Source organism: Cellulosimicrobium sp. 4261, from assembly GCF_040546915.1.
In the GTDB taxonomy this organism is placed as follows: Bacteria; Actinomycetota; Actinomycetes; order Actinomycetales; family Cellulomonadaceae; genus Cellulosimicrobium; species Cellulosimicrobium cinnabarinum.
The window spans coordinates 128052-142564 of sequence record NZ_JBEPOQ010000004.1 but is presented as its reverse complement, the minus strand read 5'-3'; the positions used below and the strand labels follow the sequence as shown (position 1 = coordinate 142564).

General features: G+C 76.4%; 14 protein-coding genes and 1 riboswitch. Of the genes, 6 read left to right on the top strand and 8 right to left on the bottom strand.

The window, feature by feature from the left end; translation table 11 throughout:
* The first annotated feature begins 160 nt into the window (after nucleotides 1-160).
* Nucleotides 161-265, top strand: a riboswitch (TPP riboswitch).
* Between the two features lie 82 nt (nucleotides 266-347).
* From ABIE39_RS06945 to ABIE39_RS06930, 4 genes are all read left to right on the top strand, one after another.
* Complete coding sequence (locus ABIE39_RS06945) at nucleotides 348-1439, top strand: thiamine ABC transporter substrate-binding protein (protein ID WP_354051036.1); 1092 nt, start codon at nucleotides 348-350, stop codon at nucleotides 1437-1439.
* Nucleotides 1440-1488: 49 nt separating this feature from the next.
* Nucleotides 1489-3201, top strand: coding sequence for an ABC transporter permease (locus ABIE39_RS06940; protein WP_354051035.1), 1713 nt, complete (start codon nucleotides 1489-1491; stop codon nucleotides 3199-3201).
* Complete coding sequence (locus ABIE39_RS06935) at nucleotides 3201-4295, top strand: ATP-binding cassette domain-containing protein (protein WP_175009328.1); 1095 nt, start codon at nucleotides 3201-3203, stop codon at nucleotides 4293-4295. Before ABIE39_RS06940 ends, ABIE39_RS06935 begins: the two co-directional genes overlap by 1 nt.
* A 91-nt stretch (nucleotides 4296-4386) precedes the next feature.
* A complete protein-coding gene (locus tag ABIE39_RS06930) occupies nucleotides 4387-4707 on the top strand; it encodes a DUF4235 domain-containing protein (RefSeq protein WP_034654055.1) in 321 nt (106 codons plus the stop codon).
* Between the two features lie 3 nt (nucleotides 4708-4710).
* Here ABIE39_RS06930 and ABIE39_RS06925 read toward each other — a convergent pair whose 3' ends face one another.
* Together ABIE39_RS06925 and ABIE39_RS06920 are read right to left on the bottom strand one after the other, a co-directional pair.
* Nucleotides 4711-5343 (bottom strand): response regulator, encoded by a 633-nt coding sequence (locus tag ABIE39_RS06925; RefSeq protein ID WP_209829085.1) that lies wholly within the window; start codon nucleotides 5341-5343, stop codon nucleotides 4711-4713.
* 89 nt (nucleotides 5344-5432) lie between these two features.
* Nucleotides 5433-6704: a sensor histidine kinase gene (locus tag ABIE39_RS06920; protein ID WP_354051033.1), complete on the bottom strand. Its 1272-nt coding sequence runs from the start codon at nucleotides 6702-6704 to the stop codon at nucleotides 5433-5435.
* Nucleotides 6705-6927: 223 nt separating this feature from the next.
* On the opposite strand from ABIE39_RS06920, the gene ABIE39_RS06915 reads away from it, so the two are divergent.
* Both ABIE39_RS06915 and ABIE39_RS06910 read left to right on the top strand, forming a co-directional pair.
* Nucleotides 6928-7455 (top strand): DUF6069 family protein, encoded by a 528-nt coding sequence (locus ABIE39_RS06915; protein ID WP_354051031.1) that lies wholly within the window; start codon nucleotides 6928-6930, stop codon nucleotides 7453-7455.
* 194 nt (nucleotides 7456-7649) lie between these two features.
* Nucleotides 7650-8270: a dihydrofolate reductase family protein gene (locus tag ABIE39_RS06910; RefSeq protein WP_354051029.1), complete on the top strand. Its 621-nt coding sequence runs from the start codon at nucleotides 7650-7652 to the stop codon at nucleotides 8268-8270.
* Here ABIE39_RS06910 and ABIE39_RS06905 read toward each other — a convergent pair.
* The 6 genes from ABIE39_RS06905 to ABIE39_RS06880 are packed head-to-tail and all read right to left on the bottom strand — an operon-like array spanning nucleotide 8228 to nucleotide 14267.
* Nucleotides 8228-9838, bottom strand: coding sequence for a SpoIIE family protein phosphatase (locus ABIE39_RS06905; protein ID WP_354051027.1), 1611 nt, complete (start codon nucleotides 9836-9838; stop codon nucleotides 8228-8230). The genes ABIE39_RS06910 and ABIE39_RS06905 overlap by 43 nt on opposite strands.
* Nucleotides 9835-11571 carry an ATP-binding protein gene (locus ABIE39_RS06900; protein WP_354051026.1) on the bottom strand — a complete coding sequence of 579 codons (1737 nt, stop codon included), beginning with the start codon at nucleotides 11569-11571 and terminating at the stop codon, nucleotides 9835-9837. Before ABIE39_RS06900 ends, ABIE39_RS06905 begins: the two co-directional genes overlap by 4 nt.
* Nucleotides 11568-12608: an ATP-binding protein gene (locus ABIE39_RS06895; RefSeq protein ID WP_175009322.1), complete on the bottom strand. Its 1041-nt coding sequence runs from the start codon at nucleotides 12606-12608 to the stop codon at nucleotides 11568-11570. The genes ABIE39_RS06900 and ABIE39_RS06895 overlap by 4 nt, the downstream gene beginning before the upstream one ends.
* Nucleotides 12605-13030, bottom strand: coding sequence for an ATP-binding protein (locus ABIE39_RS06890; protein ID WP_175009321.1), 426 nt, complete (start codon nucleotides 13028-13030; stop codon nucleotides 12605-12607). Before ABIE39_RS06890 ends, ABIE39_RS06895 begins: the two co-directional genes overlap by 4 nt.
* Entirely contained in the window at nucleotides 13027-13431 is a 405-nt protein-coding gene (locus ABIE39_RS06885; RefSeq protein WP_021483159.1) for an STAS domain-containing protein, read from the bottom strand. The genes ABIE39_RS06890 and ABIE39_RS06885 overlap by 4 nt, the downstream gene beginning before the upstream one ends.
* Nucleotides 13428-14267, bottom strand: coding sequence for an STAS domain-containing protein (locus ABIE39_RS06880; protein WP_175009320.1), 840 nt, complete (start codon nucleotides 14265-14267; stop codon nucleotides 13428-13430). The genes ABIE39_RS06885 and ABIE39_RS06880 overlap by 4 nt, the downstream gene beginning before the upstream one ends.
* Nucleotides 14268-14513: the final 246 nt, after the last annotated feature.

Genomic DNA, 14513 nt, shown 5'->3' with positions numbered 1-14513 from the left:
GTCCTGGTGGCCGCCGGGCTCCCGGCGGCCGTACCGACCCTCCCGCGACGCGCACGCCCGCGGCATCGGGGACGAGCCCCGAGCCGCCCCTGGTCCGCGGTCGCCCGTGCTCAGGGTCCTCTCAGGGGACTCTCGGGGTGAGGGGCCGGTGTAGGCTCGCGGTGAACGACAGGGGAGCTCCTGGAGGAGCTGAGAGTGCGGACCACCGCAGACCCTCGAACCTGATCCGGTTAGCACCGGTGGAGGAAGTCGGGAATCTCGATCACCTGCTCGCGCGGTCCGTCGCGCCCACCCGGCGCGCGGCTCGTCGGGCCGGTGGACCCCTCCTGAACGTCCAGGGAGGACACATGCAGCACACGACCACCGTCGCCCGCCGCGGCCGGGCCCTCGCGACCGGCGTGGGCGCGACGCTCGCGCTCCTCGCCCTCGCGGCCTGCTCGGGGGGCGACGGCGCCGGGGGCGACGACGCGTCGTCGGGCAGCGGGGGCACCGTGACTCTGGTGACCCACGACTCCTTCGCGGTGAGCGACGACGTGCTCGCCGCGTTCGAGGAGGAGAGCGGGCTCACGGTCGAGCAGGTCGCGCCCGGAGACGGCGGTGCGCTGGTCAACCAGCTGATCCTCACGAAGGACTCGCCGCTCGGCGACGTCGTGTTCGGGATCGACAACACCTTCGCGTCGCGCGCCATCGACGAGGGCGTCCTCGAGCCGTACACGCCCGCGGACGTCTCGGAGTCCGCGGCGTCGTACGCGGTCGGCGACGGCGGCGAGCTCACCGCCGTCGACCTCGGGGACGTGTGCGTCAACGTGGACCACACGTGGTTCGCCGACGCGGGGATCCCCGAGCCCGTGACGCTCGAGGACCTGGCGAAGCCCGAGTACCGGGACCTCCTCGTCGTGACCAACCCCGCGACGTCGTCGCCGGGCCTCGCGTTCCTCCTCGCGACCGTCGGGGCGTTCGGCGAGGACGGCTGGGAGGACTACTGGGCGGACCTGCGCGCCAACGGCGTGAAGGTCGTCGACGGCTGGTCGGACGCGTACTACGTGGACTTCTCCGGCTCGGAGGGCGCGGGCCCGCGCCCGCTCGTGCTGTCGTACTCGACGTCGCCCGCGTTCACGCTCACCGAGGACGGCTCCGCGTCGACCACGGGCGCCCTGCTCGACACGTGCTTCCGCCAGGTCGAGTACGCGGGCGTGCTCGCGAACGCGAAGAACCCCGAGGGCGCGCAGCAGCTCCTCGACTTCCTCGTGAGCGAGACGTTCCAGGCCGACGTCGCGGACCAGATGTACATGTACCCGGCCGACGACTCCGTCGCGCTGCCCGACGGCTGGGCCGAGCTCGCGCCGCTCGCCGACGAGCCCTTCGAGGTCGCGCCCGCGGACGTCTCGGCGCACCGCGACGAGTGGATCAAGGCATGGACGGCGACGGTCGTCGACTGACCCCCGGTCCACGAGCGACCACGGCTCTACCTCGCGGGGGAGAGCCGTGGTGAGGGGTCGGGAGGTCCGGCGGGGCGGCGTCGGGCGCGGGGTGCTGTGGGGTCTGGCGGCGGCCGTGCCGCTCGCGTTCCTCGGGGTGTTCTTCGCGTGGCCGGTCGTCACGCTCGTGGCGCGCGGGTTCGTCGGGGACGACGGCGGCCTCGACCTCTCGGGGTTCGCGGAGGTCTTCTCCGAGCCCCGCACGTGGCGGATCGTCGGCCTCACGCTCTGGCAGGCCGTGCTCGGCACGGCGCTGTCGCTGCTGCTCGGCGTGCCCGGCGCGTACGTGCTGTACCGGTGCCGGTTCCCCGGGCGGCGGGTCGTGCGCGCGCTCGTCACGGTCCCGTTCGTGCTGCCGACCGTCGTCGTCGGCGTCGCGTTCCGGTCGCTGCTCGTGCAGGGCGGCCCGCTGGGGTTCCTGCAGCTCGACGAGACGTTCGCGGCGATCGTCGTCGCGCTCGTGTTCTTCAACTACTCCGTGGTGGTGCGCACGGTCGGCGGGCTCTGGGAGCACCTCGACCCGCGCGCCGAGCAGGCCGCGCGCGCCCTCGGCGCGACGCCGTGGCGCGCGTTCCGCACCGTGACGCTCCCGGCGCTGACGCCCGCGATCACGAGCGCCGCGTCGATCGTCTTCCTCTTCTGCGCGACGGCGTTCGGCGTCGTGCTCGTGCTCGGCGGCATCCGCTACGGGACCATCGAGACGGAGATCTGGATCCAGACGACCCAGTTCCTCGACCTGCGCACCGCGGCGGTGCTGTCGGTCGTGCAGCTCGTGGTCGTCGCGGCGGCGCTCACGGTCGCGAACCGCACGCGGGCCCGGCGCGAGCGGGCCCTGAACCTGTCGTCCTCGGCGTCGTCCGCGCACCCCCTGCGCCTGTGGCGCGACGGCCGCCCGACGGGCGACCTGGCGCCCGCGGCGCTCACCGCGGCCGTGGTCGTCGTGCTCGTCGGGCTCCCGCTCGGCACCCTCGTGGTGCGCTCGTTCCGTGTCCCGGGCGGCGGCTGGGGCCTCGACAACTACGCGAACCTCGGCACCACGGGCGGGCGCAACGCCCTGTCCGTCACCGTGTGGGAGGCGGCGGGCAACTCGCTGCGCACCGCCGCGCTCGCGACCGTGCTCGCCGTCGTGGTCGGCGGACTCGTGGCGCTCGTCGTGTCCCGGCGCCCGCGCTCGCGCGCGGGTCGGCGCGCGATCGCGGTGCTCGACTCGGTGTTCATGCTCCCGCTCGGGGTCTCCGCCGTGACGGTCGGGTTCGGGTTCCTCGTCACGCTCGACCGGCCGCTCGGCCTCGACGTCGACCTCCGCACGTCGGGGCTCCTCGTGCCGATCGCGCAGGCGGTCGTCGCGACGCCGCTCGTCGTGCGCACGGTCCTGCCGACGCTGCGCGCCATCGACCCGCGCCTGCGCGAGGCCGCCGCGACCCTCGGCGCCGCGCCCGGGCGCGTCTTCCGCACGGTCGACGGCCCGATCGCCGCCCGGTCGCTCGGGCTGGCGGTCGGGTTCGCGTTCGCCGTCTCGCTCGGGGAGTTCGGCGCGACGTCGTTCCTCGCCCGCCCGGACAGCGCGACCCTGCCGGTCGTGATCTTCCGGCTCATCGGCCGCCCGGGTGCCGAGAACTACGGCATGGCGCTCGCGGCGAGCGTCGTGCTCGCGCTGCTCACCGCGACCGTGATGCTGCTCGCCGAGCGGTTGCGCGGCGACCGACCCGGAGGAGAGTTCTGATGGTGCAGACCGACCCCGCCCCCGCGCGCACGGGCGCGCCGGAGCCGTCGCGCCCCGGCCCGGGGGAGGCCGCCGGGCTCGCGGTGCGCGACGTCGTCGTGCGGTACGGCGGCCGCGGCGCCGGGGGAGCGCGCACGGACCCCGGCACGACGGCGGTCGCGGGCGTCACGCTCGACGTCGCGCCCGGCGAGGTGCTCGCCCTGCTCGGGCCGAGCGGGTGCGGCAAGTCGAGCCTGCTGCGCGCCGTCGCCGGGCTCGAGCCGGTCGCGGCGGGCTCCGTGGCGTGGGACGGCCGCGACCTCACGGGCGTCCCCGTGCACCGCCGCGGGTACGGGCTCATGTTCCAGGAGGGCCAGCTCTTCCCGCACCGCGACGTCGCGGGCAACGTCGCGTACGGCATCGCGGGGCTGCCGCGCGCCGCGCGGGACGCGCGCGTGACGGAGCTGCTCGACGTCGTCGGGCTCGCCGGGTACGAGCGGCGCGCGGTCGCGACGCTCAGCGGGGGCGAGCGCCAGCGCGTCGCGCTCGCGCGGTCGCTCGCGCCGCGCCCCCGGCTGCTCCTGCTCGACGAGCCGCTCTCCGCGCTCGACCGGGGGCTGCGCGAGCGCCTCGCGCTCGACCTGCGCGAGGCCCTGCGCGCCACCGGCACGACCGCCGTCTTCGTCACCCACGACCACGACGAGGCGTTCACCGTCGCCGACCGCGTCGCCGTCATGGACGCGGGCCGGCTCCTCCAGGTCGCGCCGCCCGAGGACCTCTGGCGCGCGCCCGCGTCGCGCCGCGTCGCGGAGTTCCTCGGCTACCAGGCGTTCGTCCCGCACGGGCCCGCGAACCTGCTCGCGGTCGGCCCGCGCGGCCTGCGCCTCACGACCGAGGGCGTGCCGGCGTCGGACGACGCGTGGGACGCGACGGTCGTCGGGAGCGTCTTCCGCCGCGGCGCGGTCGAGGTGACCGTCGACGTCGACCTGCCCCGCGCCGACGGCGGTGCGCCCGCCCGGCTCGTGGCGCTCGCGGGCGCCCCGTCGGTCGCGGAGCCGGGCGACCGGGTGCGGGTCGTCGTCGACCCGGCGGGGTGCGCCGTCGTGCCGGCCTGACGTCCCGGCCTGACGTCCGGCCTGGCGCCCCCGGCGGGCCGCCCGGGCCGTGCGACGAGCGAGAGCGCCGCAGCCGACCTAGCGTCGGGGGATGGACGACGTGACGACCGGTGACCACCCCCCGGAGAAGAACGGCAGCAAGTCCGCGAAGATCCTGTACCGCCCCGTCGGCATCGTCAGCTCCGTCGTGGGCGGGCTCGTCGCCGGGCAGGTGTTCAAGCAGATCTACAAGCGGGTCTCGCCCGGCCATCGCAAGGACGCCCCGACACCCCTGCAGTCGGAGTACCCGCTCAAGGAGATCGTGCTCGCGGCGCTCCTGCAGGGGGCGATCTACGCGGTGGTGAAGGCGCTCATCGACCGCGGCGGGGCGCGCGCGTTCGAGCGCTGGACGGGGGAGTGGCCCGGCGACTGACGGTCAGTCGAGGCCCGCGGCGTGGACGAGCAGCGCGACCTGCGTCCGGTTCTCCAGCCCGAGCTTGAGCAGCACGTTCGACACGTGGGCCTTGACCGTCGGGACGCTGAGGAACAGGCGCGCGGCGATGTCCGCGTTCGTCGCGCCGCGGCCGAGCTCGACCGCGACGTCGCGCTCGCGCCCGGTGAGCGCGTCGAGCGCGGCCCGGGCCCGCTCGCGCTGGCCGCCCGCGTCGGCGACCGACGTCATGAGACGCCGCGCGATCTCCGGCGACAGCACGGGCTCGCCCGTCGCGGCAGCGCGCACGGCGGCGACGATCCGCTCCGGCGGCATGTCCTTGAGCAGGTAGCCGGACGCACCGGCGTGCAGGGCGCCGACGACCTCCTCGTCCGTGTCGAACGTCGTGAGCACGACGACGGCGGGCGCGTCCGGCCGTGACCGCACGCGCCGCGTGGCCTCGATCCCGTCGACGCGCGGCATCCGCAGGTCCATGAGCACGACGTCGGTCGGGTGCGCGTCGAGCACGGTCGCCACCTCCGCGCCGTCGGCGGCCTCGCCGACGACCTCGATGCCGTGCGCGCCGTCGAGCATGAGGCGGAGCCCGGCGCGGACCAGCGCGTCGTCGTCGACGATCACCAGGCGGGTGCGCGCGGTGTCCCGGGGGACCGCCCCGGTGTCGTGGTGGCCGCTCCCGCGCGGGGCGTCCCCGCGCCCACCCTGCTCCGTCACGCGTCCCACGGTAGCCGCACGTCGAGCACGAACCCCGCGCCGTGCGCCCCCGCGTCGAAGGTCCCGCCGAGCAGGTCGACGCGCTCGCGCAGGCCGACCAGGCCGGTGCCGGAGCCGGCGCCCGAGCCGCTCGCTGCGTCGGCACCGCCCGCGGCGCCCCCCGCCCCCGCACCGCCCGCGCCGACGGGGACGTGGCGCGGGCGGCCGTCGGACACCGTGACCCGGACCTCGCCCGCCCGGGCGACGACGCGGAGGGTCACCGGGCCGCCCGGCGCGTGCCGCCGGGCGTTCGTCAGCCCTTCCTGCGCGACGCGGAACGCCGCGACCGCGACCGTCGGCGGGACGTCGGCCGACCCGGTCCGCTCGTAGGTCACCACGCCGCCCGCGTCGCGCGCCTCCACGACGAGCCGCTCGACGTCGTCGAGCGTCGGCTGCGGCGACAGCGCGTCGGTCCCGCCGGGCCCGGGTTCCGTGCGCAGCACCCGCACGACGTCGCGCAGGTCGTCGAGCGCGGAGCTCACCCCGGCGCGCACCAGGCCTGCGGCGCGGGCGAGCCGCTCCGGGTCGGCGTCCGGCCGGTACTCGAGCGCGCCCGCCGTGGCGGCGAGGAGCGAGAGCCGGTGCGCGAGGGTGTCGTGCATCTCGCGCGCGATCCGGGTGCGCTCCGCGACGCGCGCCTCGGCGACGCGGCGCTCCTGCTCGTGCTCGGCGCGGCGCGCACGGTCCCGCAGCGACCAGAGCAGCTGGGCGCGCGCCTGCGCGTACAGGCCCCAGCCGAGCAGGGCGGCGTGCACGGCGAGGTCGCACAGGAGCCACCAGCCGAGCGGCAGCGCCTGCGGTCGCCACAGCGCCTGCACGGCGTGGCCGAGGAACCCGGCGACCGCGACCGGGAGCGCGGTGCGCAGCGGGTACCAGCGGGCGACCTGCAGGGTCGCGACGGTCGAGGCGGGCGTCGCGGCGCCCGAGCACGCCGCGAGCGAGGCGAGAACCAGCGCGCCGGTCACCGGGGCGTCGCGCGGGGTCCGCGACCACAGCAGGGGGAGCGCCGCCAGGGCGAGGACCGCGACGGCGACGTCGAGCCACGGTGCCGCGCCGGCGTCGTCCTGCGCGACGATCCCGGCGGTCGCGAGCGCCGTGAGCACCGCGACGGCGAGCCAGGCGAGCGCGACCACCCACCCCGGCACGAGGGGGCGCGTGCCGTCGCGGCGCGCCGCGGCCGTCGCGAGGACGGGGCGCCCGGCGAGGGGAGGGCAGTCGGTGGTGGTCATGCTCCGGACGCTAGGCGGCCCCCGGACGGCGGACCACCGACCAAGGTCGGGGGTCGCCGTCCGGCAGGAGGGCCGGGAGCCGACGCCGGTCGGTCCGCCCGCCGCCCTCCGGCCGGTGCGGGACGGCGCCTCCGGCCGCGAGCGTGGGGGCGTCGGCACCCGCCGGCCGCGGCCCCGGCCGCGCGAGCCGCGGCACCGCGCCGCGCGACGAAGGAGGAACGTCATGTCCACGACGCGGAGCACCTCGGACGGCACCTCGGACGGCACCCCGCGCGTCCCGCACCGTCCCCGCTCGTCGGCGCCCGACGGCGGGCCCGGCCCTGCGGCACAGGTCCACCAGCCCGAGGTCGAGGTTCGTGCACGTCGCCGCGTCCCGGGGGTCGGGGCGGGGCGGCGCGTCCCGCGCTGGCTCGTCCCGCCCGCCGCGGCGGTGCTCGCCGCCGTCGTGCTGCTGGCCGGGACGGCGCTCGGCGTCGACCCCGTGGTGCGCACCACGAGCGGGACGCAGACGGTCGGCGTCGTGGCGGCGGTCGTCGTGACGCTCGTCGTCGGGTACGTCGGGTGGGGCGTGCGTGCGCTGCTCGGCCGCCTGCGCTCGGGCGGGCGGCGGGCCTGGCTCGTGACGTGCGGCGTCGTGCTGCTCGTCTCCCTGCTCGGCCCGCTCGGAGCGGTGACGCCCGGCGCGGTGGCCCTGCTCGTCGTCGAGCACCTGACGGTGGGCGCGACCCTGACGCTGGCCCTCCGCCGCTGAACCTCGCCCCCCACCCACACCCTCTCCCCGCCCCCACCCCCGTCGAGCACGGGGTCGGCGACCGGGATCGGCCGGATCTGGTCGCTGACCCCGTGTTGAGCGGTCGCGTGGGGCGTGCTCGGCGCGCGACGATGAGTTCGTTCGGCCATGACGGTCTGCCCCCTCGTCCACCAGCCCGACCGGAAGGCCCACCCATGACCGCGACGATCGTGTCCACCCTGTTCCTCTCGCTCGACGGCGTCGCCGAGATCGACCCGGCGTGGCACTTCCCCTACTTCGACGACCACATGGCCGCGGCGGTGGACGAGGACTACCGGGACGTCGACGCGCTCCTCCTCGGGCGCGTCACGTACGACAGCTTCGCCGGCGCGTGGCCCGAGCGGGAGACCGCCGGGGGCGAGGACGCGGAGTTCGCCGCGCGGCTCGGGAACCTGCGGAAGATCGTGGCGACGCGCGGCGACCAGGACCTCGGCTGGCGGCACGTCGAGCGGGTCGACGGCGACCTCGTCGACGCGGTCCGCGCGCTCAAGGAGGAGCCGGGCCTCGGCAAGGTGCTCGTCGCCGGGTCGATCTCGGTGGTGCGCCAGCTCCTCGCCGCGGGGCTGCTCGACGAGCTGCGGCTGCTCGTCCACCCCGTCGCGGCCCGCACGGGCGAGCGGCTGTTCGACGAGGGCGAGCCCTTCTACCCCCTGACGCTCCTGCGCTCGGAGACGTTCCCCACGGGCGTCGTGCGGCTCGTCTACGCCCCGGGCGAGATCCCCGGGGACGTCGGCTACGACGACGTCAAGGACAAGGTGCCGTCCGGAGACGCCTGACGCGCGACGGCGACCACCGCGACGTCGTCCTCGCGGCCCGGGTCGTCGAACGCCGCGACGACGCGCTCGCACAGGACGGTCGGGCTCGCGCCGGCGTGCTGCGCCGCGACCCGGGCCAGCCGGTCCAGCGCGTCCACGAGCGACGCCCCGCGGCGCTCGACGAGACCGTCGGTCACGAGCACGAGGAGGTCGCCGGGGGCGAGCACGTCGTGGTGGGCGGGGCGGGCCTGCGGGCTCGGCACGCCGAGCAGGCGCGAGCCCGCCTTGGCCCGGTCGACCGTGCCGTCGGTGCGCACGAGGAACGCGGGCAGGTGGCCGGCGTCCGTGAGCTCGAGGGCGCCCGTGCGGGGGTCGAGCACGCACACGCACACGGTCGCGAACTCGGGGTGGTCCTCGCGCAGCGCCGCGTTGAGCAGGTCCAGCGCCGACGCGGCGTCGTGCCCCTCGCGCAGGTAGGCGCGCAGCGTGACCCGCACCTCCGCCATCACGGTCGCCGCGCGCAGGGAGTGGCCCTGGACGTCGCCGATGACGACGGCCACGCGCCCGTCCGGGAGGTCGAACGCGTCGTAGAAGTCGCCGCCGACGTCGAGCCGCGCGTCCGACGCCTCGTAGCGCGCGACGACCTCGACGCCGCCGCTCACCCGCAGCCCCGACGGCAGGAGCGCGCGCTGGAGCGCGAGGGCGATCCGGTGCTCCTCGGTGAACGTGCGCAGGTTCGACAGCGCGACCGTCGCGGCCTCCGTGAAGCGCGCGGCGGCCTCCTGCTCCTCCTCGGACAGCGGCTCGTCGCCGATCTCGATGCCGAGGCCGCCGACGAGCGCTCCGGACGCGTCGACGAGCCAGAGCGTGAACCAGGCCGACGGCCCGACGCCCGCCTCGGCGAGGAGCGGCTGCCACGGCAGGGGGACCTCGTCCGGGCCGAACACGGCGGTCGACGCCCCGGTCGGCGGGAGGACCGCCGTCGGGCCGCGCCCGCGCACGAGCGCGGCGCCCTCCGCGACGCAGACGGAGCGCAGCACGACCCCGGCCTCGGCGACGACCATGGAGATGACGGCGCGACCGAGGACCGCGCACGCGCCCCGGGCCGCGTGGTCGGCGACGGCCTCCGGCGAGCGCGCCTCGTGCAGGGGCACGAGCGCGTCGGTGAGCGCCTCCAGACGGCGGGCGGTGCGCCCGGCCCCGCGCTGCGCGTCGACGCGCCGGCACAGCGCGCTGATCGTCGCGAGGAACTCGTCCCGGTCGAGCGGCTCGGGCAGGTAGGCGTCCGCGCCGCCCTCCAGCCCGGCCGTCCGCGCGGCGGCGTCGACGTCGGTCGCGGAGACGTGCAGCACGGGGAGGTGCGCGGTCGCGGGGTCGCTCTTGAGGATCCGGCACACCTCGCGGCCCGAGAGGTCCGGCAGGTTCACGTCGAGCACGACGGCGTCGACCGGGGTCGTGGCGTGCTCGAGCGCGTCGCGGCCGGTCCCGGCCTCGACGACGCCGAACCCGGCCCGCCGCAGCCAGCTCGCCATGACGTACCGGTGCGCGGGCGTGTCGTCGACGACGAGCACGGTGCGGTCGGCGTTCATCGGCTCCGCACCTCGCGCCCCAGGGCCGCCACCAGGCGGTCGCGGTCGATCTCGGACTTCGCGAGGAACGGCACGTCGCCGATGCCGGGCGGTGGCGGGGCGCTCGACATGAGCACGGCCGCGGTGCCCGGGTGCACGTCGCGGATCCGCGACCGCAGCGCGAGGCCGTCCGTGCCGGGCAGGCACACGTCGAGGAGCGCGACGTCGGCCGGGCCGTCGTGCAGCAGCGCGAGCGCGTGCGTGGCGTCGTGCGCGACGCTGACGCGCGCGGCGGCGTCGCGGAGCATCGAGGCGACGACCGACGCGTAGGCGCGGTCGTCGTCGACGACGAGGACGTGCCCGAGCGGGGCGTCGCGCACGGGGGCCTCCTCGGGCTCCGGTCGCGCGGCGGGGGCGTCCTCGGGAGCCGCCGTGAGCGACGGGAGGCGCAGCGTGAAGACGCTCCCGGCGCCCGGGCGCGACGTCGCGACGAGCGTGCCGCCCAGCGCCTCCGACGTGCGCCGCGCGTACGGCAGGCCGAGGCCCGTGCCGCGGACGGTCGGCTGCAGGCGGTTCGGCACCTGGACGAACTCCTCGAACACGGCGTCGAGCTGGTCGGCGGGGATCCCCAGACCCGTGTCGCGCACGTCGAACCGCACGACGTCGCCGTCGGCCGCGGCCCGCAGCACGACCTCGCCCTCGTCCGTGAACTTCACCGCGTTCGTCAGCAGGTTGCGCAGCACGCGGGACAGCAGCCGGCGGTCGGTGACGAGCGTGAGGCCGGGCTCGGCCGCGACCCGCAGCGACACGCCGGACCGCACCAGCGGCAGGGTGGTGCCGCGCAGCTCGTCGAGCAGCGCCCCGAGGTCGACGGGCGTGGGCTCGACGTCGTCGTGGCCGGCCTCGGCGCGCGCGAGGTCGAGCAGCTCGTCGACGAGCGTGAGCAGCGTCGTCGCGCTCTCGCGCAGGAACCCGACCTGCTGCGTCTGGTCGGCGTCGAGGTGGGAGTCCGCGAGGAGCGAGGTGAGGCCGATGATCGAGTTCACGGGCGAGCGCAGCTCGTGGCTGACGTTCCGCAGGAAGCGGGTCTTCGCCTCGTTGGCGGCGGCGAGCTCGCGCCCGCGCTCGTCGAGCTCGGCGTACAGCGCGACGACGCCGGTGTTGGTCTCCTCGAGCTCCGCCGAGAGCTGGTCGTACATCGCGAGGACCCCGCGGTTCGTCTCCTCCAGCTCCTCGTTGAAGCGCCGCAGCTCGTCCTGCTGGTGCGTCAGCTCGTCGAGCGTCCGCACGAGCTCGGCGTTCTGCACGCGCACCTCGTCGCTCGCGTCGGCGACGTGCGCGGCGGCGGTGGACCGGCGCACGCCCGCGAGGGTCGCCTCGTCCGTGCGCGCGGTCGCGGGCAGGGCCTTGGTGAGCAGCACGCGCGTGCCCGTCGGGTCGACCTGCAGGCCGGGGACGAGCCGTCGGGCGGCCGGGACGCCGCCGTCGCTCGAGTCGCCCTCGACGAGGAACGGCGTCCCCGCCACGATCTCGGCGCGCAGCGTGGCCTGCGGGAGCCCGGGCAGGACGCCCACGACGACGTCGGCCGTGCCGGAGCCGACCGCGGACCGCCCGATCTCGGACAGCGCCGTCGCGACGCGCACCTGGTCCTGCGTGTCGAGGCCCAGCAGCCGGCAGATCTCGCGCCCGGCCCGGCGCAGCGCGAGCACGTCGGAGTCCGAGCGGAGCTGGGTGATGAGGAGGGTGGTGCTCACGCGGCCTCCCGGGGGATCGGCAGCACCGCCACGCAGGAGTCGTCGCGGCGCACGGCGTGGTCGCGGAGCAGGACGCCCGCGACGACGAGAGGGGACCGGACGGCGAGGCCCGCATAGTCGGCGAGCGACCACCGGGCCGTCAGTCCGTCGCTGTGCAGCACGACGACGTCGCCCGGCTCGACGGGGTACGTCGTCTCGCGCAGCGGCCGGCCGCGCGTCCCGGCGATGCCGGGGTGGCTCACGAGACCGCGCGACCGCGTGCCGTGGACCGTCCCGGCGATGTTGCCGAGCCCGGCGCAGCGCAGCACGCCGTCCGACGCCCGGACGACCGAGACGGCCGCGCCCCGGGTGCCGCCGAGGGCGCCGTGCACGCGCTCGAGGAGCGCGACCGGGCTGCCGGGAGGCGCGTCGAGGAAGGCCCGCACCGCGGCCGCGGAGGCCGCCGCGGCGAGCGGTCCGTGGCCGAGCCCGTCGGCGACGAGGAGACTCGGCACGCCGTCGTCGTGGCGCACCGCGAGGGCGTCGCCGCACACGTCCTGCCCGGTCATGGGGCGGGTCACGCCCGTGGGGGCCGCGAGGTCGGTGGTCGCGCCGTGCGCGACGAACGTCGCCGCGATGACCGTCCCCTGCCCGGGCGACGTCCACGCGTCCCACGCCGACGCGAGACGGGGCAGGGTGCCGAGGCCGATGCCGAGCGTGCCCCGGCTCGAGACCCCGTCGCGCATCGCCGCGGTGATGTCCCGCATGCCCGGGCCGGAGTCGACGGCGAGCACGTCGAGCGCGGCCTCGTCGCCGGTGCGCCGGACGCGGACGAGCACCGAGCCGCCACCGGCGTGGCGGCACTGGTTGGTCGCGAGCTCGGAGACGACGAGGCCCACCTCGGCCGCGCGCTCGTCGTCGAGGCCGAGGTTGCGCGCGGCGACGCTCGCGCCGCGGCGCACGCTGCCGACCGCGGACGGGTGGTCCACGGTGTACCAGGTGCCGTCCTCGACGAGCGTGCGGCGCACGTCGGGACGGTCGGTGTCCTCCGCGGTCATCGCGACCAGGTCGCGATCTCGACGCGCGTGCCCACGCCCGCCGCGGTGTCGATCGCGAAGTGCTGCACGAGGCGCCGCGACCCCGAGAGCCCCAGCCCGAGCCCGCCGCCGCTGGTCCAGCCGTCGGTGAGCGCGAGGTCGAGGTCGGGGATGCCCGGCCCCTCGTCCGAGAAGACGGCGCGGACGCCCGTCCGCGCTCCCTCCGTCACGAGCTGTACCTCGGCCTCGCCGCCGCCCCCGTACACGAGGGTGTTGCGCGCGAGCTCGCTCGCCGCCGTCACGAGCTTCGTCTGGTCCACGAGCGAGAGGCGCGCCTGCTGCGCGAGCGACCGGACGAGCTGGCGCACCTTGACGACGTCGGAGTCGGTGCGCACGGGCACGCGCTCCGCGGTCGACGACGGCGGCGGGGTGGTGGTGGTCATCTCTCCTCGCGCTCGGCGGCGGCCAGGAGCACGTCCTCGGCGGACCGCTCCTCGGGGGCGAGGAGCGCGAGGCCGCGCTCGACGTCCAGCGCGGTGCGGACGTCGCCGAGCGACAGCCCGAGCTCCACCATCGTGATGGCGACGGCCGGGCGCATGCCCACGACGACCGTCGTCGCGTCGAGCACGTGCGAGATGCCGGCGACCGACGCGAGCATGCGGCCGATGAACGAGTCGACGATCTCCAGCCCGGAGATGTCGATGATCACGCCGCGCGCACCGGTGTCGGTGATCCGCTGCGCGAGGTCCTCCTGGAGCTGCAGCGCCGTGTCGTCCTGGAGGTCGATCTGGATCGAGACGAGGAGCGTCGAGCCGATCTTGAGGATGGGGACGCCGTCGGTCATGCGGGGAGCCCGGTCCGGCGGGTGTCCCGGCTCGCGCGCAGCGCGTCGACGAGGGCGTCGGCGAGGGTCGCGCGCGTGCGGATGTCGCCGAACTCGATACCGAGCGCGACGATCGTCTGTGCGATCTGCGGGCGGATGCCGCTGATCGTGCACTCGGCCCCCATGAGACGCGCCGCGACGACCGTCTTGAGCAGGTGCTGCGCGACCTGGGTGTCCACCGCGGGCACGCCCGTGATGTCGATGATCGCGTGCTCGCTGCCCGTGTCGACGAGCGTGTTGAGCAGCTTCTCCATGACGACCTGGGTGCGCGCGGAGTCGAGCGTCCCCACGAGCGGCACCGCGACGATGCCCTCCCAGAGCTTGACCACGGGGGTCGAGAGCTCGAGCAGCTGCTCGGCCTGCTCCGCGATGATCCCCTCGCGCGCGGCTGCGAACGTCTCGAACGTGAAGAGCCCGAGCTGGTCGACGAGGCGCAGCAGCGGGGTCACGTCCGTGTCGGCGCCGGTCGCGGAGTCGAGCCGGTACAGGCCCTCCTTGAGCGCGAACACGCCGATCGCGGTCTCGCGGGGCGTGAAGCCGAGGCGGGCACGTGCGGACGACACGTCCGCGAGGATGCCCCGGAGCTGGTCGAACGCCGGCTCGGCGAGCGAGACGCCGCCGGCGCGCAGGCCGTCGAGGAGCGCGTCGAGGATCTCGCCCTGCTCCCGCTCGAGCTCGCCCCGCGAGGTGCGGCCGTGGAGCTCGTGCGCCGCGGCCTCCAGCCACGCGCTGCGCACGGCGTCGGCGTGCTCGATCAGGGTCTGAGCAAGAGTCTCGGGGGTGGCGGCGTCGGCCATCGGGGTTCCTTCCACGGTGAGAGCGACGCCGAACGGGCTCGCGGCGGTCGCGCGCCCGCCAGTGTACGCAGCGCGGGGGCGCTCGCAGCGCGGCTGTGGAGGGGCGGTCGTGCGCACGGCGCCGCGACCTCGCGACACGTCTGCGGCGTGAGGCGGACGACACAGGCCGCGGACGCGGGCGGGCGGGTGCGCGGGCACGATCCCGTGGGGCCGCGACGGCTCCCGCGAGCCGCCCGAGCACGGTCG